This is a genomic window from Mucilaginibacter aquariorum, assembly GCF_024498135.1.
Lineage (GTDB): Bacteria > Bacteroidota > Bacteroidia > Sphingobacteriales > Sphingobacteriaceae > Mucilaginibacter > Mucilaginibacter aquariorum.
This window is the reverse complement of the sequence record NZ_JANHOH010000012.1, coordinates 101928-125296: the sequence shown is the minus strand read 5'-3', so window position 1 is coordinate 125296 and position 23369 is coordinate 101928. Positions and strand designations below refer to the sequence as shown.

Here is a 23369-nt window from a genome sequence, read left to right as displayed (position 1 = left end):
TCACTTAGCTTTAAACTATCTAACACCAAACACTATTCACCAACAAAAAATCCTTGCCAGTATTACCTGACAAGGACTATATTTATTCTTTAATTATTGTCAACTTATTTCAGGACAACTCATATTTAAGCTGAAAGCTTATTTGCCTTTACCGGCGCCCCCGGCCTTACGCGAGAAGAAAGCTACAACCTGTTTATTAGCAGGGTCGTTATCTCTTGCCTTGGTATAGTTCTCGGTAGCTTTAGCCATATCCTTTTCTTTAAATTCAGAATATATAGCCAGGTAAACATACGCCTCTGCGAGGTTCTTTTTGGTTCTATCATCCGGCACACCGCCTTTGGTATTCACCACTTCAATGTATTTTTCATAAAAAGGTTTAGCGTAACCTACAATATTGTTACGATCCTTATCTCTTAACTCGTTAATACGGGCACGATAAAGATAAGCATCAGCAGTTGTAGGTGCTTTTTGTATTACATAGCTAAACGCTGAATCGGCTTTGGCGATTGTTGAATCTGCATTAGGTTTTTTCTCATCGTAAGAAAAATAATAACTAATACCTTCATAAAAGTGGTCTAAAAGCTTAACGTTTCTACCTTTTTGGGTATAAATATGGTAAGCATCACCAGCTTCAGCATATTTCTTTTGTCCGTAAAATGCTTTAGCAATTTCCGGATAAACATCTACCTGCGTAGTGTCAAGCGCAATAGCTTTACGTAATGATTGAATACCTAATGAGTCTTGCTTAGATGCAATTTGTAAACGACCCAGGTAAACATAGTCACGCGGGATAATACGTTTTGGATCTGCTTTGGTGATCCAGGTATTCATCGCAGCTAAACCTGCAGGGTAATCTTTGTTCTCATAACCAGAGTACCCTAAATAACGATAAACTTTTAGGTTGCTGTTAGCAGCGCTTGATAAAGCCTGGGCTTCTGTTTGCAGGGTTTTAAAATCACCCGATAGTAACAAGAAATCTGCATAACGTAAACGAGACTCTAAGGACAGATCTGTTAACGACAGGTATTTTTTGTACTGCTCAGTAGCTTCTTTGATTTTAGCTGACGCCATTTTTGGATCAGAGAAAGCCCAGCGTACGTCTGTTTCTGCCCACTCGCGGTAAGCAGGGCCATAATTAGGGTCGATAGCTAAAGCCGCTTTAAATTCAGTTTCTGAACTTTCAAAGTTGTTAGCATATTTCCAGATCACACCTGTTGCTACCTTAGCATGAGCCAGTTTAGGATCAAGCTCTAAAGCTGCCTGGTAGTTACCCAGCGCTTCGGTATTTTTGCTTTGCGTACGCAGTGCATCTCCTAAAGCCACAAGTATTTCTGCATCTTTTGCATTAACTGCTTTACCTTTTGTTAACACGTTAACAGCGGCGTTTGCATCTGCCGCTGGCACTTTGCCATCCACATCGTTCAAAAGGTAAGATCTACCCACATATAAATATGGCTTGCTGTCTTTACCGGCTAATGCAACTGCCTGATTAAAGTTTGTAGTGGCCGTTGCCCTATCTTTATCTAAAAAAGCGGCTGCACCTAAACCCGCATAGTTCAACGCCGATTTTGGGTTTACAGCAATACCTTTTTGAAAGATAGTTTTTGCCGAATCAGGATATTCCTGAAGAATGTACACCCAGCCCAGGTAAAAGAAGTTTTCATCCTTATTGGCCTGAGTAACTGTTAAATTTTTAAGCATCGATTTAGCTTTCTGAAACTGCTCGGCATCAATCGCTTTTTTCGCATCGGCTAAACTCTGCGCAAAAACTGACGAGCCTACAAGCGTAAGAGCTAATACTATCTTACTTATCTTACTGATCATTTTCATCTTAGTTTGTAAATTATGTATAGTTAGTGTGTTATATTTATTTCCCTTTGCGGGATAGAATCAGGCAGTAACCCTGATTTTAAAATTATCCGCTGTCCGCGTTCACTACTTAAAAATGAGGCAAAGCCCGATCCTAAGCCTTTTCTGCCGGTGCAATCAATCATATACAATGACCTGCTTAGCGGATACGTATGTTGGACAAGTGTGGTTTGCGAAGGTTTAAAATACTCGTTAGGGGCAATTTTATTATCCTCGTCTTTAACGCCTACAATTTTAACTTTATCAACGGCTTCAGCATAATCCTTATCCGGGTCGTTTAGCCAGCTAAAGCCCGTTATACCTATCGAATTAGGGTGCGTACTTACGTACTTTATAACCTCTTTGCTTGAGCTTAACGCGTAAATATTTTTTTGCTTTAACTCTTGGTTTCCAGATAAGTTCTTCAAATACCTTACCAAACTTGAGTTAGGGTTGTCAAACACTATATTAATATCGGTTTTTAACTGCCCTTTTAACATACTTTTAATTTCGTTAACCGAAATCGTAGTATCTTTTGACGTTTGATTTACAATAAGAGCTACAGCATCTACCGCAAATTTGTTTACGTCTGCTACCAATGTACGCCTTTTTAGTACAGCCAATTCGGCTGTATCAAGATTGCGCGACAAAATGGCAACTCTTACTTTATCATTTAGTAAATTATTTACAACCTCGCTTTCGGGCTTGTAAGTAATTACCGGGTTGGCTTCGGGATATAAAGCCTTAAAAACATACAGTTCTTCGTCAATAATTGGCGAAAACGATTCATCGGCTGCAAATTGTGCTGTTCCGGAAGTAAAGCCATCAAGCGGTGCTTTTTTGTCGGTATTTTGTTGGCAGCTTTGTAATAATACTAATAGCGAAACCCCTGATAATAGAGCTACAAAACTAATTTTCATTAGGGTCCTTTCTTAAGTAACGCGAAAAGCGTAAAACTGCGTAAATTAATATAACTGAACCAAAGATCGTTCTTTGTGACTTAGGAAGATCTAACGGAAACTTATCCCAAAAAATTATCATTAATCCTAATACGCAAAACGCAATAAATGCAGTAACTCCTAAAATAAGCAAAAACCGCCTTTTGGGCGATTTTTGCTTTTCATTGTTATTTGATAACATTAATTTTTATTCTGACGCCAATGTAAAGTTTACAGGTATGCTGTATTGTACACGAACCGGACGCCCGTTTTGTATACCTGGTTTCCATTTTGGCGAAGCTTTCAATACACGTACAGCTTCTTCATCTGTACCGCTGCCAAGAGAGCGTAAAACCTTAATATCGGTTAATGAACCATCCCTTTCCACTACGAAGGTTAAAACCACACGTCCTTGAACGTTGTTTTCCCTTGCTATAGCCGGATAACGCATATTCTTTTGAAGATACTTTCCAAATGCACCCTCGCCGCCAGGGAAAGTTGGAGATTGCTCTACCGCGGTAAAAATTTGATTAGGGTTTTCTTCCACAACCTGTTTCACATCAGAGTTACCTACCGGCTCATCAATCCTGATGTCGGCATTAGGGTCACCCTTTTGGTCTTTCTGCCCTGGATCCGCTACTTCCAACTCTTTAACGGTTGGCGGATCTTTTTCTTGTACCTCGTTATCTGGTTTTACAACCGGAGGAGGGAAACGCACCTGATCAACTTTTGGTTTAGGTGGTTCCGGAGGTGGCGGAGGTGGTTTTTGTTGTTCATTTACGGGCGGCGGAGGCAGTACCACTTCGGTAACCTTCACCTTCTCGTCAGCTTTAGGGATAAATCCCTCTATTGCATTGATGATTGTTTTAAAAGATATAAGTAAAACAAATGCTGCTACTCCAATTATAAGGGCCTTGTTTGTGTTACGAGGATTTTCCTTTCTAAGTTCGTATGCACCATAAGCTTTGTTACGGCCTGTAAAAACAACGTCAATCCACTGCTGGTTTAGTATGTCTAATTTTGATCCAAACATTATCTTCTAACGTTAATTTACTTTAATTGTTCCTTAATAGTTACCATCGCGCTTAAGCAAATCGATTTCACTTGGCAAGATGTCAACAATAGCATATGATGTTACGTTGGTTATTTTCATCTCGTCCAATACGTCAACCAAATTTTTATAGTTTGATTTATCGCTTGGTTTAATTAACACGAACATGAATTTACCTGTACTTGCCTGTATTTCCTTACCCTTTTCAATAAGTGTTTTACGCAAACCATCTTTGCCATAGCCTTCGGTTGTAGGCTGTGATTTACCGGGCTCGCCAATAAACCACTCCAGTTTGTTATTAGACCCTAACAAAATAGTCATTGACCTTGAAGCGGCCATAGCCTCCTGATCATGTGTCTTCTCGTCTTTATCGGGCATAATAACATCCATCGCTTTCGGTTTTGAAAGCGTTGTAGTAAGCATAAAGAAGGTAATTAACAAGAAGGCCAAATCAACCATCGCGGTTAAATCCACGCGTGTTGAAGCTTTCTTACTCCTTACTTTCCCGCCTTTTTTCCCCCCGCCGGAGGAGGTGTCTAATTCTGCCATTTTTAATTCGTTTTAGGTGCAGCTCTGATTGTTGTAATCAGACTAAACTTGTTAATTTCTTGTTTTTGAAGAATCCCTATCACTTTCTTAATAGTTGGATATTCCTCTTTATTATCACCTTTAATAGATATCCTTAACGCTTTGTTGTGTAAGGCCACGTCGGCTTTACGCGCTTCACGTATCCAGTCAGCAAGTTCGTTGTTGGCAGTAGTATCGTTAGGGATACCAGGTTGCTTATACTCCTTTTTCTGAGCTGCGTCTAATTGCAGGAACTGTTTCAGCTGGTTCATAGGTACACCAAATATTGGTGTGCCCGAGAACTTGGTTTGCTCTTCCGGGGTAAATTTAACGCCGTATTTATCACCCATTTGATTTAGGGTTTGTTTACGGATATCGTTACCATCTACAGTAAAGAACACTTTTTGCTCGGCAACAGTCAACATCAATACGTTATCATCTGGTATTGGCTGCGTAATAGACGAAGCGGGTATATCTACCGGAACAGGATCTTCTGTCCGGGGTTTTGCTGTTAATATAAAGAAAGTAAGCAACAGGAAGGCTACGTCGCACATGGCGGTCATATCAATCGCGGTACTCTTTCTTTGGACTTTTACTCTTGGCATATTGTTCTTTATTTAAAAAAATATATAATGTAAAGATAGTTACTTATCCCAATTATCCAAATTATATTCTGTTATAACGGGAAAACACGCACTAATATTTTACAAATATTATTTTTTATGTGAAGCAGCAAATGTTTGAACTATGCTGAAACCAGTTTCGTCAATAGCGTAAGTCAGTTTATCGATTTTTGAAGTAAACACGTTGTACATTACAATTGATATAGCTGAAGTACCGATACCTAACGCTGTATTGATAAGTGCTTCAGAGATACTATTTGATAATGCCGCCTGGTTTGGAGCACCTGAAGATGCCAACTCGCCGAAGGCCTTGATCATACCAATTACCGTACCTAATAGACCGGTTAATGTACCGATTGATACCAAAGTAGCGATGATAGTTAGGTTTTGCTCTAACATTGGCATTTCTAAAGCTGTTGCTTCTTCAATGTCTTTTTGAATAGCTAATGCTTTTTGATCAACATCCATAGTTTGATCAGTTTCCATTTCGCGGTATTTTTTCAAACCTGATTTGATAACGTTTGCTACCGAACCTTTTTGTTTGTCGCACTCAGCGTTTGCGCCGTCGATGTTACCAGCGTTAAGGAATGATTGGATCCTTCTTACGAATGCATCTACATTACCTGTACCAGATGCTTTGCCAATAACTACAAACCTTTCAATTGAAAACACGATAACCATTAACAGGTATGACATGATCAATGGTACAATTACACCACCTTTGTGTACAGTACCGAATAAATCGCCAGGATTTGGCTCGTTAGCTGGATCTCCGCCTTTATAGTGACTTGGATGGCCTAATATGAATACAAAAATACAAATTGCCACTACTATACAGATAGGGATGGTCAAAGTTGCAAATGCGCCCGATGCACTTGAGCTTTCTTTGTTTACAGGAGTAGTTGGTTTTGTTGGTGCGTTTGCCATTACTTTTTAATTTTTAGTTTTCGTTTTGTTTATAATATAAGTTAATAAAAAATGTGTGCGTTTTAAGCGAATAACAAAAATAGAATTTAAATGAAATAAAAAAACTTTTTATGTAATTCTTTATAATAATTTAATATACAGCCCAAAGCGTTCTGCAATTTCGTGATTACATAACGCTTTGAAACAGAAAAATTGTCTGTCAGGCAGACAATTTTTTACAATACAACCCATTTTTTTTAATAATAGCAAGCAAAAACTTATAAAAAGAATGTAACAGTAGTGATATAATAACGTCTAACTATACGGCTACAACTGTATTAGGCCCTGCATTTATTATCTCCACGGTGCTGTATGCCGCATATTTCTCAAAGTTTTTAACAAACGCATTAGCAAGCTTGTTTGCACTGCACTCATAATTTTCTGCATTGGCCCAGGTATTCTTAGGGTTTAGCACCTCGTCGGGCACATTTGGGCAGCTAACAGGTATCATCATATTAAATACAGGATGCTGATGATAGCTTACATTATCCAACCCACCGTTTAAGGCTGCAGTTATCATAGCACGGGTGTATGAAAGCTTCATACGTTGGCCTGTTCCGTAAGCGCCGCCCGTCCAGCCGGTGTTTATAAGCCATACATTTACCTGGTGCTCTTTAATCTTTTTACCTAATAACTTAGCATATGCAACCGGGTGCAACGGCAAAAACGCTTCGCCAAAACAGGCAGAGAAAGTAGCCTTTGGCTCGGTGATACCGGCTTCGGTACCGGCTATCTTAGCTGTATAGCCCGATATGAAGTGATACATGGCCTGCTCTGGTGTTAGCTTTGATATGGGCGGCAGTATCCCAAAAGCATCTGCAGTTAAAAAGAATATGTTTTTGGGCGATGCTGCTATAGATGGTATAACCGCATTGCTTACATTAGATAAAGGATAGGCAACCCGCGTGTTCTCGGTTTTATCTATATTATTAAAGTTAACCCTGCGGGTGCCCGGCACAAAGTTCACATTCTCTAACAGCGCACCATATTTAATAGCGTTGAATATCTGTGGTTCTTTTTCGGCAGTAAGGCCGCAGCATTTGGCATAGCAGCCGCCCTCAAAATTAAATATGGAATAATCGCTCCAGCCGTGCTCATCATCCCCAATCAGGTTACGCTCAGGGTCGGCAGATAAGGTTGTTTTACCCGTGCCGGATAAGCCGAAGAAAATCGCGGTATCACCCCTATTACCCGTGTTGGCCGAGCAATGCATCGATAGCACCTGCTTATCATGAGGCAATATAAAATTGAGTACCGAGAATATAGCTTTCTTTATTTCGCCGGTATAACCGGTACCGCCAATCAGTATAGTTCTTTTACTAAAACTGATAATAACGAAGTTTTCCTGGCGTGTGCCATCCGTAGCCGGATTAGCCTTAAAGCCAGGCGCCGCTATGATCGTCCACTCCGGCTGGCCTTCGGGGTTAACAACTTCCGGGCGAATGAACAGGTGGTGTACAAACAGGTTTTGGTAGGCCGTTTCGGTAACTACACGTATATCTATATGGTATTTCTCGTTAGCGCAGGCGCATGAATCGCGCACAAAAATTTCCTTATTAGCCAGATAGCTTGTTACCTTATTATATAAGGCATCAAATTTATTGGCGGCAAACTTAATATTGATATCACCCCACCATACTACATCATGGGTTATTTCGTCATCAACAATAAAACGATCTTTGGGAGAACGGCCTGTAAATTCGCCGGTATCAATTGCAAGGGCGCCGGTATCGCTTAGTACGCCTTCGTTTCTTTTTATTGCAGCTTCAACAAGTTGCGCAGGGGTTAGCTGGTAAAAAATAGCAGTGCCATTAGCCAGGTTTAGATACCCTAAATTGGGTACCCGGTTATTCATGTTGTTCATTAAAAGGCTGTTTATAATTGGTTGCCCAAAAATACCCTTTTGATACACTAACAAGCAAGTATTTTATCATATTTATTTACATAATGTACGTTTTACACACCATGTAAGTAATTAATAATCAATGCTTAACAACAATAAAAAAAATTAAATCAATACACTATCCTCCGGCTTTTTTAGCCTTATAACCATCGGTTTGCAGCATGGTTAATACCTTATCCCTAAAATCGCCCTGTAGTAATATCTCGCCATCTTTTACAGAGCCGCCTACACCGCATTTGGTTTTCAGCTTTTTGCCAATAACTTCCAGGTCGGTATCGGCGCCAATAAACCCGCTAATACGGGTTACCAGTTTATTTCCCTTTATGCGGTCGAGAAATATTTTTAGGTTTTGTTGCTGTGGTGGCAGGGTTTGCCGCTCGTTACCGCCTTCTTCCTGGTATTGAAAATCAGGATCGGTAGAGTACATAATGCCGGTAAAATTCTTCTTTGCCATAGGTTAATTTTTATATGAACCGCCAACAATAACTTTTAACGCATTTGGCACCACTTCTATATTAATATCAGTACCGGCGTTCTGCGGCTCGCCATCTAAATGAATCGGGCCCTCCTGCTCGCGGGTAATGTGTATATGCTTGCCTTTTATGATCTCTACATACTTAGAGGTATCGGCCGTTTTAGTGAACATGCGCAAGCCCATTTCGGGGAAGCGCCACAGCGGGAACGGCTTTATAATACAAACATCCAGCAAGCCATCCTGTACCGATGCCGTTGGTGATACATGCGCGTTATTGCCATATTGCGATGAATTGGCCATGCTCAGCATAAATGCTTCACGGTCATAAGGAACACCGTCAACCTCTATATGGTAGTGTTTTGATTTATAGGTAGCGATCTCTTTTATCGAAGATTTAAAATAACTCACAAAACCCCGCTTTTCGCTGCCATTAGCAAATACATGGCTTATGTGCGCATCAAAGCCCATCCCGGCCATATTAAAAAACCATTGTCCGTTCATTTTACCGGCATCAATATTTATAACGCGTGCCTCATTAAACGTTTTAAAAGCTTCCTCAGCATTCATCGGAATATTCAGGAACCTTGATAAGCCGTTACCCGATCCATACGGAATTACACCCAATACAGTATCGGTATTAACTATGCCCGATGCTACCTCGTTAACGGTACCATCGCCGCCTATTGCTACAACAATATCATACTCACCGGCAGCCGCTTTGGCTAAATCATGGGCGTGGAAAATACCAGTTGTAAATTCAATGTCATATTCAAAAATAGCTGTATCAACGTATCTCTGTATAAGCTCCGGCACTCCATCCTTTTTCTTCCCGCCCGATACCGGGTTTATTATAAATAACGCTTTCCTTTTCAACTATATAGGGTTTCAATGGGCAAAAGTAAATGTATTTTCGGCTTTGTGAAAAATTGTTTTATTTTTGCCACTCGAAAGTGGACTGATTTAATGCCCGAATAACCGGGACTGGATTGCAACCACGTAAAAAAGTGCTAACCCTGCTCCTTTTACAACGTTTCAAATAAATCATTGCCTTTCGATTTTAACGTTTATTTAAAAATAATATGCCATACTTATTTACATCGGAGTCTGTATCAGAAGGGCATCCGGATAAAGTTGCCGACCAAATATCGGACGCGTTAATTGATAACTTTTTAGCTTTCGACCCCGAGTCAAAAGTAGCTTGCGAAACCCTGGTAACTACCGGGCAGGTAATTTTGGCCGGTGAGGTAAAATCAAAAGCTTATTTAGATGTACAAAAAATTGCCCGCGATGTAATTAACCGTATTGGTTATACCAAAGGCGAATATATGTTTGATGGCAGCTCGTGCGGTGTGTTATCTGCTATCCATGAGCAATCGCCGGATATTAATCAGGGTGTTGACCGCAAGGCTAAAGAAGAGCAAGGCGCCGGCGACCAGGGCATGATGTTTGGTTATGCCACCATCGAAACTGATAACTACATGCCTTTGGCTTTAGATATCGCTCATGCTTTATTAGTAGAGCTTGCCGCTATCCGCCGCGAGAATACCGACATTAAATACCTTCGCCCGGATGCAAAATCGCAGGTTACTTTAGAGTACAGCGATGATAACCAGCCAACCCGTATAGATGCGATAGTGATATCAACCCAGCACGATGATTTTGGCGAAGAAGAGGCTATGCTATCTAAGATCAGCAGCGATATTGTGGAGATCCTTATTCCGCGTGTTAAAGCTAAATATCCAAAATACGCGCACTTCTTTAACAACGATATCAAGTATCACATTAATCCAACCGGTAAATTTGTTATTGGTGGCCCGCATGGCGATACCGGCTTAACCGGCCGTAAAATTATTGTTGATACCTACGGTGGCAAAGGCGCACACGGTGGTGGTGCTTTCTCTGGTAAAGACCCATCAAAGGTTGACCGCTCTGCTGCTTACGCAACCCGCCACATTGCCAAAAACCTGGTAGCTGCCGGTGTTTGTAACGAGGTTTTGGTACAGGTATCATACGCTATTGGCGTTGCCCAGCCCATGGGTATTTACGTAAATACTTATGGTACTGCTAAAGTTGGTTTAAACGATGGCGAGATAGCTAAAAAAGTGGAAAGCATTTTTAACATGACCCCATACGCTATTGAAACCCGCTTTAAATTACGCAACCCAATATACAGCGAAACTGCGGCTTACGGACACTTTGGCCGCCCTAATGTAACGGTTACCAAATCGTTTAACGCGCACGATGGCAGCACAGTAACCCGCGAGGTAGAACTGTTTACCTGGGAAAAACTGGACTACGTAGATAAAGTAAAAGCCGCTTTCGGTTTGTAAAACCGATTAGCTTATAAATAAAAAAGACGCGCCATTTACAGCGCGTCTTTTTTTATGCTTTAGCTTTTTTTGCTTTTTGCCGGTGATAATAACGGGTTGCCTTATCAATACTGCCGCACTCCAGCGGGTTACACCAGCGGCGGGTATGGGTACGGCTTTTATCAAGAAACAGCCACCCGCAAGCCGAACATTCTTTTACATACTTAGCCTCGGGCGCGGTTAAAATATCATAGGCCGATTTCATCACTTTCCATAACGGTGCGGCAATATCACTATCGGGGTTTAGCCAACATTCCTGTAATCCTTCTTTTCTGTTTTCAAACCCGGTATGTTGTAAGGCCTCGGCAAGTATTTCGTTAAACTTGTTTAGAACATCTTCTTCAATAGGTTTTCCATCGGCTTTGCCAGAGAAAACTTTATACAATAATTCGCGGGCTATTATAATATGATGATAGGCCGTAATAGCAGTTGCAGGCGAATGCTCCACAATCTTTTCAAATTCTTTTACCTCGTTAGGGCTAATGATATCTAGTTTGATACACCACTGCAAAAAGGCGGCATAATTTGGCAAATACTCGTACGATGCTTCCTTTTTGCGGGTTTGCACGGTATTTACAAAATCAAGGCATAATAAGCCTCCGTCTAAAGGCAGATTCGCTATATTCCTCTCTTTATTCATCGCATATCAAATATATTGAATTTTTACTATCAAAAATAGGTATGATAGTAAAAAACTATTTACTTTTACCACCGTTATTAATAATGATGGTAAAAATTAAATAATATCTGCAATGGCAAAGAAACTGGCTTCACCCTTATTGGTTGCATTCGCGTTTTTCAACATATATGTTATATGGGGTTCAACATACCTGGCGGTGGCTTATGGCTTAAAGGGTTTCCCACCGTTTATACTGGTTGGCCTGCGCTATTTAATTGCAGGTGCATTAATGCTGGCCTGGTGTAAAATAAAAGGTGAACAACTACCCGAACGAAAATTCATGTTTCGCCAGGCCATAAGCGGAACATTGATGCTTGTGGGCGGCACAGGCATGATAGCCTGGGTCGAGCTATACATCAGCTCGGGCCAGGCGGCGATACTGATTGCTACCGAACCCCTTATATTCTTATTGATTGATAGAAAAAACTGGTCGGAATACTTTTCCAACAAGTATATACTTAGTGGCCTGCTCATTGGCTTTACCGGCATCTTTCTATTCCTTAAGCTGGGCGTTGCCGTAGCCAACCCATCGCCCATGGCAACTATTGCCAGTATAGTAGTATTATTTAGTGCTGTTTTGTGGGTGCTGGGTTCGTTAATTACAAAAGACAGCAAAGGCAGCAGTTCATCTACCATGAATGCAAGTGTACAATTACTGGCAGCAGGTATAGCAAGTATGGGTGTCGCCTTCGCCAAAAGTGAGCAAGTTGGGTTTTCTTTTGCCAAAGTATCTGCCGAAGCTTGGGCGGGGCTGATATTCCTGATCATAATGGGTTCCTTACTCGCCTACCTGTCGTTTGTATGGCTGCTTAGTATTAAGCCCCCGGCTATTATCAGCACACATACCTATGTAAACCCGGTAGTGGCCGTGTTTTTAGGCTGGCTGCTTATAAACGAGCATGTAAATATGGCCCAACTATTAAGCTTGATAGTAATATTAGTAGGGATACTACTTGTTAACGTGCCGGGATATTTAAAAAGAAAAGAGGTATCGGTAGAAAGCGCATAGCACTCTAAACCCGTCATTGCGAGGTACGAAGCAATCTCTTTAGGACTGGTTGGCGACATGCATGCAAGAGATTGCTTCGTACCTTGCAATGACGCATGGGAAAACATTCAGAATTATTACCTTTATTCCCATGCATCACCCAACCGAAAACCCCTGGAAAATCACTTCTAAAAAGGAAATTTATGATAACCCCTGGATAAACGTTACCGAGTATCAGGTGATCAATCCATCCGGCAACCCCGGTATTTACGGGCAGGTGCATTATAAAAACATTGCCATTGGTATTTTGCCTTTAGACGATGACATGAATACCTACTTGGTAGGCCAGTACAGATTTACGTTAAACCAGTATAGCTGGGAACTCCCCGAAGGCGGCGGCATTATTGGTGTTGATCCACTGGAATCTGCCAAACGCGAACTGCTGGAAGAAACAGGGTTAAAAGCCTCGCGGTGGACCGAGATCCAACGCATGTACTTATCCAATTCGGTAAGCGACGAACTTTGCATCCTGTATATTGCCCGCGGCCTGGAACAATTTGAAGCCGAGCCTGAGGATACAGAGCAACTGATTGTAAACAAGGTGCCGTTTGATGAAGTATATCGCATGGTTTGCACTGGCGAGATAACCGACTCCTTAGCGGTAACGGCAGTTCTTAAAGCACGTTTAATGCAATTAGAGAACACTTTGTAAACTAAGATTTATCAAATCTTCAAAAAAACTTTAAATTTGCGGGGTTCATGAAAAAGTTTTTAGGTTATATCCTATCCCCGTTTTCCATTTTAGCATTTCTTTTATTGCTGGTGATATTTCATCCAATCCAATGGCTATGCCTTAAACTGGGTGGGTATTCGGCACATAAAAAGTGTGTAGATATCCTAAACTTCTTTTTAACATCTACTTTCTACATTATTGGTAACAAGGTAATTTTCATCAATAAGCAAAACCTGCCTGTTGGCCGGCCTATTATTTTCCTGGCTAATCACCAAAGCTTGTTTGATATCCCGCCGATGATATATTACCTGCGCAAATATCACGCGAAGTTTATCTCGAAGGTTGAACTAACCAAAGGCATCCCATCAATATCTTTTAACCTGAGGCACGGTGGTGGCGCCAATATCGACAGGAAAGACCCGCGCCAATCCATTACTGAACTGGTGAAATTTGCCACGAGGATGAAAGAAAACAGATGGGGAGCTGTGATATTCCCGGAGGGTACGCGCTCTAAAGATGGTAAGGTAAAGCCATTCCAATCGGCTGGCGTAGCAACATTGCTAAAGAAATGCCCGGATGCACTGTTAGTCCCCGTTGCCATTACCGATTCCTGGAAGATGATCCAATATGGCTTGTATCCGTTGAATACCTTCACCCCCATGACATGGAAAGTACTTGAACCTATTGAACCAAGCACCGGTTCCGTTGATGAACTGGTGAAATTAGCCGAGAACAGAATAAGGGCGATAGTAGACCCCAATTAAATAAACGAGTAATACGGTGACGCTCTTTTGTCAGTAGCAAAAATATTAATCAATTGATTTTAAGATAATTACCAATACCCGCAGGTGTTCACGGCCGTGAACGTGAACACTTGCCTGGGGGAACGCGCACTTCATGTCATGCAATGACATTAACGCCTGTTCAAGCGTCAACGCTTGAATGATATAGTTTGTGAGCGTCTGCGCTCACGTAACCGGCAGCGTGGACGCTGCCAATGCATTAAAGTCAAGCGTAGACGCTTGACTTGGCAAAACGCATAGTTTTTTTATTAGATGTTTACTCCAGATCCGATGCTGCAAAGGTATTTCCCTGGCTAACATCTCCTGTTTCGTAACCTTTTTTAAACCAATACATGCGTTGTGCACTTGTGCCGTGGGTAAAACTATCGGGGCGCACCTCTCCCTGGTATTCCTTCTGCAGGCGGTCGTCCCCTATCTGGTGGGCCGCGTTCAGGGCTTCTTCAATATCTCCCGGGTCAAGCACATTCTTCACATTCTTTTCGTAGTAAGCCCAAACACCGGCGTAAAAATCGGCCTGCAGCTCCAGTTTTACCGATAGCTTATTGTATTCGCTTTCGCTAAGCTGACTGCGTGCCTGCTCCATTTTGGCGGATAAGCCCAGCAGGTCCTGCACATGGTGGCCAACCTCATGGGCTATAACATAGGCCTGCGCAAAATCGCCGGCAGCACCAAACTTGTTAGATAGCTCATCAAAAAATGAAAGATCAATATATACTTTTTGATCGCCCGGGCAATAAAATGGACCTGTTTCAGCACCTGCCTGGCCACATGCCGTATTCACGGCGGCTTCAAAAAAGTGCATAGTGGGCTTTTCATAGGTTTTACCCATATCGTTAAAAAGCTTGGTCCATACGTCCTCTGTATCGGCAAGCACCACTTTGGCAAATTTCTTTTCTTTGGTGTCAGCTATCGCGGCCTGATTGTTTTCTTGCGGGGCGCCGCCACCCTGCACCTGGTTAAGTACCGCAGATGGATCTATCCCCGTAAAAAAGTATATAGCTGCTGCGATAATACCCACCACACCGCCACCAAGTGCTAAACCACGGCCGCCACTTGCGCTGCCATCTTCTGTGTTACTGCTTTCGCGCCTGCCAAACCATTGCATAATATTCCAGATTAATTTAGCTTTTAAACAGAAAGGCCCAAACAATTGTTTGAGCCTTTCTAATGCCTATGCCGTCTTAATTATTTCTTCAGCTTGGGGATGCGTGTCGGGCTGTCCTTACCCGAAACTATAGTGCGTGAGCTAAGTGCTATAGCACGGATAGTTGCCACAATATTATTTACATCCAGGGTTTTGTATTCATCCTTTACCGTATGATAAAACTTATCGATATCTATCTGATCTGTTGATATGGTATGCGCAGGCACGCCCAATGCCGCCAGTGTAGCGTTATCGCTGCGGTAGAAAAGGTTTTGCTCCGGATATGGGTCCGGGTAAAACTTAAATTGTGTTCCTTCCAGGTTGCGTTGAAGGATAGCGCCAAAATCAGATCTTTCGTAACCGGTGATAAATGCCGAGTTCTCGCCAAATTTTGAAGCCTTGCCTATCATTTCGATATTGAATAAGGCTACAACCTTATCAGGATCCAATTTGGTAGAAAAGTATTGCGAACCAAATCCACCGATCTCTTCGGCAGTAAAGGCTACAAACACCAGTGTGCGCTCGTTATTATTAAGTTTTTTATAATATTTAGCCAGGCTGATAACTGCCGTTGTACCCGATGCATCATCATCAGCACCGTTGGCAATGCTATCACCCTCCATAGGTTTGATGATACCTAAGTGATCGTAATGGCCACCAAACACGACATATTCATCAGGTTTTGTTTTACCGGGGATAACACCAACAACGTTAAACAATGGCTTCTCGGTTGTCTGTACTTCGTAATTAACAGTTAGTGATTTTACATCGCCAAATGTGCCCAGTACAAATACAATGGCTGGTGCGCTAATATCTCCTTTAAAAGAAGGCGATTCCCGTTTGTATCGCCCGGCCAACCTGGTAAATGTTTTGGCATAACTGGTATCTATTAAAACAATTTGCTTTTTACCGGCACTAACTATAGTCCTGTACTCAGTCATAAAATCTTTACCGGCTGCAATATTCACAATAGCAATCCCATCGGCATTTGCCCAGTTAAATGATGACGTAGAACTGATTGCCACCTTATCGGCAGGAACCTCTGCGCCATTAATATTAACTTTTGAACTTACCGGTTTGGTGCTTGTCATGGCAAAACTCTGGCGGAAGCCAGTGTTGCCTGTCATTGGTTTTAAACCGGCAGCTTTAAACTCGCCCTCAATAAAGGTTGCGGCTTTATCAATCCCTTTGGTAAAAGTACCGCGACCTTCCATATCGTCGGCACTAAGGGTTTTAATGATACGTTCAACATCATCCTGTTTTATCAGTTTGTTTACATCCTGACAAAAGCCCAGAACCGGCGCTGCGGCTAAAGCGGTTATCGCTACTAAAATTTTTACTCTCATGGTTTATTTAACTTTTGATGATAACCAATTGCTGCGGAAATCTTTTTGTTGTTGGCTTAATTCTTTACCTGCTTTTTCGTAGGTCACTACCTCTACAGATGGGCTTTCTTCCAATGTGATGGTTGCCTCGTGGTTGCCGGTGCGGTTCTTGTAGCTTACGCTTACTTTGTCACCTGGCTTTTTGTCTTTAATTATATCGTTTATTGCGGCTGCTTCTTTTACATCCTTTCCATCAATTTGCATAATGGTATCGTTAGCGTCTAACCCGGCTTTATAAGCAGGGCTATTTGTTGATGTTGAGCCTCCAATAACCAGCCCGCCATTACCCGGGCGACCCGGAATACGGCCCATCCAGCCTTTGCCCGGTGCTGCTTTTTGCAATAGCAAACCTGCATTAGCTAACAATGCTTCGTAATTATTCTTTTTAACACCGTATATGTAATCGTTAAAAAACGCCGCGGCAAATTTTGGATTGGTTACTTTACCTAATACGTTTTGCAGATCGGGAATGGTATATGGTTTTCCTGTTTTGCCATAGGCCAGCCAAACCTGGCGCATGTAATCATCCAAGGTGATTTTAAACTCGCTGCGTAAACGCAGATCAAGCGCCAATGCAGTTGCGCCGCCATATACATAGTAGCTGGTGAATACATTGGTATAGTTGGTAGCATCTACCGCTACACCTGCATCGGTAAATACCGCGTAACGGCTCATTTGGGCCGGCGAATATTTTGCAGGTGCAGGTGGTGCCAGTACTGAATTAACCAGGCCGCCAAGAGTACCCGTATAATCATCAATCGAATTAAAGCCGGCGCGGGCAAGTATCAGCTCACCGTAGTATTGTGTAAAGCCTTCGGCAAACCAAAGCTCGCTGCTCATGTTAGCATGCTCAAAGTTGAAGGGCTCTAACGATTTTGGGCGGATCCGCTCTACATTCCAGCTATGGAAAAACTCGTGCGAGTAGGTACCTAAAAGGTTGTTCTCGTTACCTGCAATTTTCTCTGATCTGTCGACAATGCAAGTTGAGTTGCGGTGTTCCATTCCATCGCCAAAATTTGTTGGGTGGATATCATCAAGAAAGGTATAGCTGCCATAATCATAATCGGGCTGTTCGCCAAAAACGGCTTTCTCTTCCAGCACAACTTTTTGCACCATAGTAGCAAACTTATCTACTGTTGCCTGGTCATCATCTGAGTGCACAGCGATACCCATTTTTTGCTTTTTGCCATTGGTGTTAACAACATCCCAATAGTTTGTTTTAACATTTGAAAGCTCGGTAGGGCTATCCATCATATATTGCAGATCGGGCGCGCTATAAACGTTATCGCCTTCGTGCTTTAACTGCGTGGCTACTTTCCAACCATATTTATCAAGATCGTTAAACTCAAATTTTACAGGTCTGTTAGCCATCCCAATTGCCCACATAAAACTTGCCGGCATATTCAGGTGAGCATGGCTTGCATCAATACCTACATAGGTACCATCGGTATGATTACCAAAAAGGGTGTAGCTTATTTTTACAACCGTTCCGTGCTCCCCAACCTCATAAACATCACCTTCAATTTGTTTTATGGATAAGTCTTTACCACTAATATCAGTAGCTTTTACGTTGTAAATATTTTTACCAAACTCGTGAGTAGCATACCTGCCCGGCGATGAGCGGCTCATGCGCACCTTAAGTGGCCCAATAGCCGGCACATCAGTAAGTGTCATGGTAATTTCGGCCTCGTGGTGGGCCGCGTTAGGGAAAGATACCAGGTAGTAAACCCCATTGCGAGCAGGTGCTTGCGCGTTAGCTGCAAACGCAAAAAAAGCCGCTGCCGCCATTAAAAATATTTTCTTCATTGTATGATATGATTCAGGTGATGAAATTACCAATTAAATCAATAATTACCATCTATCAATTTTATTACAAAATACGCGAAAGGAGGATCTGCTAATCATAGGTTTGCCTACCCAGATCATACTCTGATTGTGCAGTTATGATCTGCTTTCGCCGTTCGATATCTGTACTCAGACTATGGTCATAAGTATTATCTGTAACAGCTATATCGCGGTCTTTATCTTTATCGGCATAATAATTATTAGCTTCTGTCATTTTTGCAAGCGCGGTATCATATGGCCCTCGGGGCGACATCAGTTTTACAAAAACCGGCAGGCATTCAAAAAGGATGAACAGATAGCCTATGAATGAAATAGCCATATAAGTATCCAGATCGCGCGTGCCGTCTACGTTGTAGGATAATTGGCCCAGCGCCCAGTTACGATCTGCAAAACCCGCCACGTTGGAGAGGCTGTCCAGTTGTTTTTCGTTAAAAAGGCGGGTAGAGTTTACTCCTTCATAATCTTTACGCTGGCCAAGGTAGCTATCCATCTGCCCCAAATTATCGGTAACTGTTTTTAATCTGTCCTCTTTTTCCTTCAGCACATCGGCCTTTTGTTTGGCATAGGTGCCATAACCTATAATGCCCGATGTTTGGTTGGTTTTATCCCCAAAAACTTCCTGGTTCAGTTGATAACGAGAGCGGTTTATATCGCGTTCAAGCGAATCCTTTTCCTTCTTCAGATCGTTGTTCTTGCCCAGTTCCTGCGCGTATTTTTGCTGATAGGTTTTTTGCAGGCTATCTATCTTGGTATGCTGGCCTTTTAGGTAAGCCGTTTTTAATTTACTGCGGATCTCTTTATCAAAGATCTTCAGCTCCAGCGGGCGGGATATAACAATCCCTATCATAATGGCCAATAAAATACGCGGGGTTGCCTGTAAAATTTGCTGGTTCATGCTGCCTTCTTTGTTAATACTGGATACGATATATCTATCCATATTAAAGATAGCCGTGCCCCAGATAAGGCCAAACAAAATGGCAAAACCAACTGCAAACGCGTTACCGCTAAATACAAAATACATCGCGTATCCGCCGGATAGCGATGCAAATAATGCGGTGAAAAATATGGTGGCACCAATGCCCACATATTTGTTATGTTCTATAGGGTATTTTTTTAGCGTGTCCACGTGCGCGCCGGAACAGAACCAAAAAAATCTGGTTACTTTCTTCATGAAGTTATTTTGTATAATTTATTCTTATGTTATATAAAACGCACTTAGATACTGTTTGTTACAAAATATGCTCAAATATTTGATATAGAAAAACATACCTTTGACTAATAATTACATACAAGATGAAAGAAATAAGCGTACAGGAACTTAAAGAGAAGTTAGATAACGGCGAAGATTTTCAATTAATAGACGTTCGCGAGGATTTTGAATACGAAACATCAAACATAGGCGGATTATTGATACCGCTTGGCGGCATTTTAATTGAAGCTGATAAAGTAGCTAAAGATAAGCCTGTTGTAGTAATGTGCCGCAGCGGTAAACGCAGCGCAGCCGCTATTATGCAGTTAGAAGCGCAAGGCTATACAAATCTAAGCAACCTGCAAGGGGGTATATTAGCCTGGAAAGCCGAAATAGACCCCGAACTTAACGTATACTAATATGGGCAAAAAGGTAGCACTTAATGTGTTTTACAACATTATTATATTTATATGTATTGTTGTAATATGGTCGGCCGTTGAGCATGGCCGGTACGAGTATGTGTTGGCTTGTGCATTTATTGCGGGTATCATTATTACCCTGAAAGTTCGCCTGATAAAAGAGATCAGGAGTATGCAAAACAATAAGTAATTGTAACGATCGACAGATCGCGGTGTCTATATTCTAAAATATCCAAAACAAAGAAACCCTAAACCAAAACATACAATGTTTTTAATTATTGTTGGTATTGTTGTGCTTGTTGCAGGCATAATGGTAAAACGTTCGCCAGAGCCGGTTGGCCGCTTTGGCGGTCTGATAAGCATTGTTGGTATTGCTGTAGCAGCTATCGGCTTAGTTTTTTCTGTATTTAAAGTAATAGACCCGGGTAAGGTTGGTGTGCAGATACTGTTTGGTAAAGTACAGAATGATGTGCTGGAAAGCGGCCTGCATATCATTAATCCCCTGGTTGATGTAACTACCTTTGATATTCAAACGCAAAACTATACCATGAGCGCTGTGCACAGCGAGGGCGCGGTGCAGGGCGATGATGCTATCAGGGTGTTATCGTCTGACGGGCTGGAGGTAACCATTGACCTATCCGTTTTGTATAAAGTAAATGCGGCAAAGGCTCCCTTTATTATGCAAAACATTGGCATGGATTACGTTGATAAAATTGTACGTACTGTTGCCCGCACTGCCATACGTGATAACGCTGTAAATTACGCCGCGGTAGATCTGTATTCCATAAAAAGACAGGAGTTTCAGAATAAAATAAACACCACCATCTCGCTAAGTTTTGAAAAACGAGGGCTTGATCTTCAGCAGATATTAATCCGCAATATCTCTTTACCGCCATCTGTTAAGGCAAGTATCGAATCAAAAATAAATGCCGAGCAGGAGGCCCAGAAAATGACCTTTGTACTGCAGAAAGAGCGCCAGGAAGCCGACCGTAAGCGTGTAGAAGCACAAGGTATTGCCGATTACCAAAAGATCCTTTCGACCGGGTTATCTGACAAACAGCTACAGTACGAAACCATTAAAGCCCAAAAAGAGATTGCCCTATCGCCAAATACCAAGGTTATTATTATTGGAAATGGTAAAGGCAACCCGATATTGCTGAGCGATAAGTAGGCAATACAAGCCCTCTAATCTCAACCCATGTCATTTCGAACGAGCGATAGTAAGGAGAAATCTTGTTCATTATGCAATGTCGTCTCCTGTTATTCGAACAAGATTTCTCCTCGTACCTCGTTCGAAATGACAGGCTGAATAAATAGTTATTTCACCGGCACCTTCAATCCCAATGCCTCAATATATCCTTTATTAGGGATGCAATTAGCAAACTTGCTGTTCTCTAAAAACCCATATAAAGCTTTCTTCATCTTTTCCCTGTCGGCAGGAGCCGCTTTGCGAATCTCCTCGAAACTTGCACGGGGCTTTTCCGTGTAGGCAATTATTTCGTCGTAACCATCGGGTATATTGAAGCTGGTGATGCCTTTTAAATTGTCGAGCTTTTTGTATGGCCAGTAATGCCAGCCTATGCGATTCTTTTCGCACAGTATGCGGAAATCTCTTACCCATTCATCGGTATTCTCGCCTGTTTCGCCAACATAAATAGGCACATTGTATTTGTCGCGAAAATCCACATAATCCTGTATCACCTTTTGTATCGGCTCTGTCCAGTATTTATGGAAAGTATAAACGCTTTTGCTATCAAACGGCTTCCCGAATGGTTTAAAGTTGCTATCCCATTGTGCGCCGCCAATAAATACTATGTGGTTTTTATCAACCGAGCGCACCGCGGCAGTTATCTGTTTAAAGGTTGGCTCTAAATGCGGGTTCAACTCATCTACCTTAAAATAGTGGGCAATAGGCTCATTCAGCAGGTCATACCCTATTATAATGGTTTCATTTTTATAGTGATTGGCAATTTTGCGCCAGATATCAGCTGTTTGCTTACGACTTGCCGCGCTGGTAAACAGGAAAGGATAACCATTGCCATCGTCAATATTATCGCCGGTTTGGCCTCCGGGGGCGCAGTGCATATCCAGCATCACATATAAATTGGCCTTTTTACACCAGCCTATCACCCTATCCAATAGTTCGAAACCGCGGTTGGGGTTGTTCTGGCCCATATAATCTTCATAGGTAAACAATTTATAATTGAAAGGGATACGGATGGAGTTCATGCCAGATGCTTTCAGGAACTGGATATCCACCTCGGTAACGTAGGTATCCTGAAACTTGCGCCAAAACAATTTCATCTCTTCGGGGCCAACCAGTTCGGTTAATGCCTCGTTTATTAAACGCTGCGAATTAACGCTTTTAAACTTGAACATATAACCTTCGGGTACCAGCCAGTTACCCAAATTGGTTCCCCGCATCAGGAAAGGTTTATTATCTACACCGATAATTTCTTTACCTTTAACAGTGATAAATTTTGGCACTTGTGCGCATACGCTAAACATAACTGCAACCGAAAGCAGCACGCTTGTAATGAGTTTTTTCATTTGCTTTTTAAGATGTGGTTGGTTTGCGCTAATTGGCCAAGCGCTTTAACAAATGTAAACGATTCTGTTATCATTTAACATTTGTACCCATATGCCAATATTACGTATTTTGTGAAACAACAGAACAAGGATGATAAAACTATTCACTAAAACGTTTTCGCTGTTTTTTATCGCATTGAGTTTTTTTGCTGGGGCTGTAAATGCACAAAGCATTAAGATAGCCATAGCCGCCAATCTGCAACCTGTTATGAAAGATCTGCAGCGCGACTTTAAAGTGCGTACCAAGATAGATATCGATATCATATCCGGCTCGTCGGGTAATTTGGCTACCCAGATCCGCCATGGTGCGCCTTATGATGTTTTCCTTTCGGCCGATAGGGATTTCCCTGAATCATTGCAGAAAGATGGTTTCACCGTAAAAAACTCAGTTGTTTATGCACATGGCTTACTTATCATCTGCAGTACACAAACCCTCGATTTTACTAATTGGAATAAGCTTGTATTAACAGATGCCGTTAAAAAAATAGCTATTGGCAACCCCGCTACTGCACCCTACGGCAAGGCTGCGCAACAGGCGCTCACCAAAGCCGGCATATACGATAAAATAAAGGGCAAAATAGTTTTTGGCGAAAGCATTACCCAGGTAAATACTTATATAACCACCGGCGTTGTGCAGGTTGGCTTTACTACATTGTCATTAATAAAAGATGGCGCTAACAAACAAAAACTGTTCTACAAACTGGTAGATAATAAAAGCTATGCACCTATAGAACAGGCTATGGTTCTACTAAAACATGCCAAACAAAATTCCGCTGCCGAAAAATTTTACCAATACATATTAAGCGCCCCGGCTAAAAGGATCTTTAAAGCTTACGGCTACAACACCTTATAAAC

The 23369-nt window shown here is 41.9% G+C and carries 23 protein-coding genes; 8 read left to right on the top strand and 15 right to left on the bottom strand.

The window, feature by feature from the left end:
- Positions 1 to 138 precede the first annotated feature (138 nt).
- The 9 genes from NPE20_RS24940 to NPE20_RS24900 all read right to left on the bottom strand — a co-directional run bounded on the left by NPE20_RS24940 (position 139) and on the right by NPE20_RS24900 (position 9244).
- Positions 139 to 1824 carry a tetratricopeptide repeat protein gene (locus NPE20_RS24940; protein WP_256541432.1) on the bottom strand — a complete coding sequence of 562 codons (1686 nt, stop codon included), beginning with the start codon at positions 1822 to 1824 and terminating at the stop codon, positions 139 to 141.
- A 29-nt stretch (positions 1825 to 1853) separates the two neighbouring features.
- On the bottom strand, positions 1854 to 2768 hold the full coding sequence (locus tag NPE20_RS24935) for a PstS family phosphate ABC transporter substrate-binding protein (RefSeq protein WP_256541431.1): 915 nt from the start codon (positions 2766 to 2768) through the stop codon (positions 1854 to 1856).
- A 226-nt stretch (positions 2769 to 2994) separates the two neighbouring features.
- Complete coding sequence (locus tag NPE20_RS24930; protein WP_256541430.1) at positions 2995 to 3819, bottom strand: energy transducer TonB; 825 nt, start codon at positions 3817 to 3819, stop codon at positions 2995 to 2997.
- Positions 3820 to 3852: 33 nt separating this feature from the next.
- Positions 3853 to 4386 (bottom strand): ExbD/TolR family protein, encoded by a 534-nt coding sequence (locus tag NPE20_RS24925; RefSeq protein WP_256541429.1) that lies wholly within the window; start codon positions 4384 to 4386, stop codon positions 3853 to 3855.
- Positions 4387 to 4388: 2 nt separating this feature from the next.
- Complete coding sequence (locus tag NPE20_RS24920; RefSeq protein ID WP_256541428.1) at positions 4389 to 5009, bottom strand: ExbD/TolR family protein; 621 nt, start codon at positions 5007 to 5009, stop codon at positions 4389 to 4391.
- Positions 5010 to 5117: 108 nt separating this feature from the next.
- Entirely contained in the window at positions 5118 to 5954 is an 837-nt protein-coding gene (locus NPE20_RS24915; RefSeq protein WP_256541427.1) for a MotA/TolQ/ExbB proton channel family protein, read from the bottom strand.
- A gap of 298 nt (positions 5955 to 6252) precedes the next feature.
- On the bottom strand, positions 6253 to 7857 hold the full coding sequence (pckA, locus tag NPE20_RS24910; RefSeq protein WP_256541426.1) for a phosphoenolpyruvate carboxykinase (ATP): 1605 nt from the start codon (positions 7855 to 7857) through the stop codon (positions 6253 to 6255).
- Positions 7858 to 8014: 157 nt separating this feature from the next.
- Positions 8015 to 8350 (bottom strand): translation initiation factor, encoded by a 336-nt coding sequence (locus NPE20_RS24905; RefSeq protein WP_256541425.1) that lies wholly within the window; start codon positions 8348 to 8350, stop codon positions 8015 to 8017.
- 3 nt (positions 8351 to 8353) lie between these two features.
- A complete protein-coding gene (locus NPE20_RS24900) occupies positions 8354 to 9244 on the bottom strand; it encodes a diacylglycerol/lipid kinase family protein (RefSeq protein WP_256541424.1) in 891 nt (296 codons plus the stop codon).
- 206 nt (positions 9245 to 9450) lie between these two features.
- On the opposite strand from NPE20_RS24900, the gene metK reads away from it, so the two are divergent.
- Entirely contained in the window at positions 9451 to 10701 is a 1251-nt protein-coding gene (metK, locus tag NPE20_RS24895) for a methionine adenosyltransferase (RefSeq protein ID WP_256541423.1), read from the top strand.
- A 52-nt stretch (positions 10702 to 10753) separates the two neighbouring features.
- Here metK and NPE20_RS24890 read toward each other — a convergent pair whose 3' ends face one another.
- Positions 10754 to 11380 carry a CGNR zinc finger domain-containing protein gene (locus tag NPE20_RS24890; RefSeq protein ID WP_256541422.1) on the bottom strand — a complete coding sequence of 209 codons (627 nt, stop codon included), beginning with the start codon at positions 11378 to 11380 and terminating at the stop codon, positions 10754 to 10756.
- Positions 11381 to 11492: 112 nt separating this feature from the next.
- On the opposite strand from NPE20_RS24890, the gene NPE20_RS24885 reads away from it, so the two are divergent.
- The 3 genes from NPE20_RS24885 to NPE20_RS24875 all read left to right on the top strand — a co-directional run bounded on the left by NPE20_RS24885 (position 11493) and on the right by NPE20_RS24875 (position 13904).
- Positions 11493 to 12428: an EamA family transporter gene (locus NPE20_RS24885; RefSeq protein ID WP_256541421.1), complete on the top strand. Its 936-nt coding sequence runs from the start codon at positions 11493 to 11495 to the stop codon at positions 12426 to 12428.
- 130 nt (positions 12429 to 12558) lie between these two features.
- On the top strand, positions 12559 to 13119 hold the full coding sequence (locus NPE20_RS24880) for an NUDIX domain-containing protein (protein ID WP_256541420.1): 561 nt from the start codon (positions 12559 to 12561) through the stop codon (positions 13117 to 13119).
- 47 nt (positions 13120 to 13166) lie between these two features.
- Complete coding sequence (locus NPE20_RS24875) at positions 13167 to 13904, top strand: lysophospholipid acyltransferase family protein (RefSeq protein WP_256541419.1); 738 nt, start codon at positions 13167 to 13169, stop codon at positions 13902 to 13904.
- 295 nt (positions 13905 to 14199) lie between these two features.
- On the opposite strand, the gene ypfJ is transcribed toward NPE20_RS24875, so the two are convergent.
- From ypfJ to NPE20_RS24855, 4 genes are all read right to left on the bottom strand, one after another.
- The gene (gene ypfJ, locus NPE20_RS24870; protein ID WP_256541418.1) at positions 14200 to 15048 is read right to left on the bottom strand and encodes a KPN_02809 family neutral zinc metallopeptidase; all 849 of its coding nucleotides are present in this window, start codon (positions 15046 to 15048) and stop codon (positions 14200 to 14202) included.
- 80 nt (positions 15049 to 15128) lie between these two features.
- Entirely contained in the window at positions 15129 to 16433 is a 1305-nt protein-coding gene (locus NPE20_RS24865) for a M28 family metallopeptidase (protein WP_256541417.1), read from the bottom strand.
- A gap of 3 nt (positions 16434 to 16436) precedes the next feature.
- Positions 16437 to 18278, bottom strand: coding sequence for a M61 family metallopeptidase (locus tag NPE20_RS24860; protein ID WP_256541416.1), 1842 nt, complete (start codon positions 18276 to 18278; stop codon positions 16437 to 16439).
- 91 nt (positions 18279 to 18369) lie between these two features.
- Positions 18370 to 19488, bottom strand: coding sequence for a DUF4407 domain-containing protein (locus NPE20_RS24855; RefSeq protein WP_256541415.1), 1119 nt, complete (start codon positions 19486 to 19488; stop codon positions 18370 to 18372).
- Between the two features lie 122 nt (positions 19489 to 19610).
- Here NPE20_RS24855 and NPE20_RS24850 point away from each other — a divergent pair, with 122 nt between their 5' ends.
- From NPE20_RS24850 to NPE20_RS24840, 3 genes are all read left to right on the top strand, one after another.
- On the top strand, positions 19611 to 19925 hold the full coding sequence (locus tag NPE20_RS24850; RefSeq protein WP_256541414.1) for a rhodanese-like domain-containing protein: 315 nt from the start codon (positions 19611 to 19613) through the stop codon (positions 19923 to 19925).
- Position 19926: 1 nt separating this feature from the next.
- Complete coding sequence (locus NPE20_RS24845) at positions 19927 to 20115, top strand: DUF6358 family protein (protein ID WP_256541413.1); 189 nt, start codon at positions 19927 to 19929, stop codon at positions 20113 to 20115.
- A gap of 75 nt (positions 20116 to 20190) precedes the next feature.
- Complete coding sequence (locus tag NPE20_RS24840) at positions 20191 to 21096, top strand: prohibitin family protein (RefSeq protein WP_256541412.1); 906 nt, start codon at positions 20191 to 20193, stop codon at positions 21094 to 21096.
- A 146-nt stretch (positions 21097 to 21242) separates the two neighbouring features.
- On the opposite strand, the gene NPE20_RS24835 is transcribed toward NPE20_RS24840, so the two are convergent.
- Positions 21243 to 22475, bottom strand: coding sequence for a glycoside hydrolase family 5 protein (locus NPE20_RS24835; protein WP_256541411.1), 1233 nt, complete (start codon positions 22473 to 22475; stop codon positions 21243 to 21245).
- A gap of 130 nt (positions 22476 to 22605) precedes the next feature.
- On the opposite strand from NPE20_RS24835, the gene modA reads away from it, so the two are divergent.
- The gene (modA, locus tag NPE20_RS24830) at positions 22606 to 23367 is read left to right on the top strand and encodes a molybdate ABC transporter substrate-binding protein (protein ID WP_256541410.1); all 762 of its coding nucleotides are present in this window, start codon (positions 22606 to 22608) and stop codon (positions 23365 to 23367) included.
- Positions 23368 to 23369: the final 2 nt, after the last annotated feature.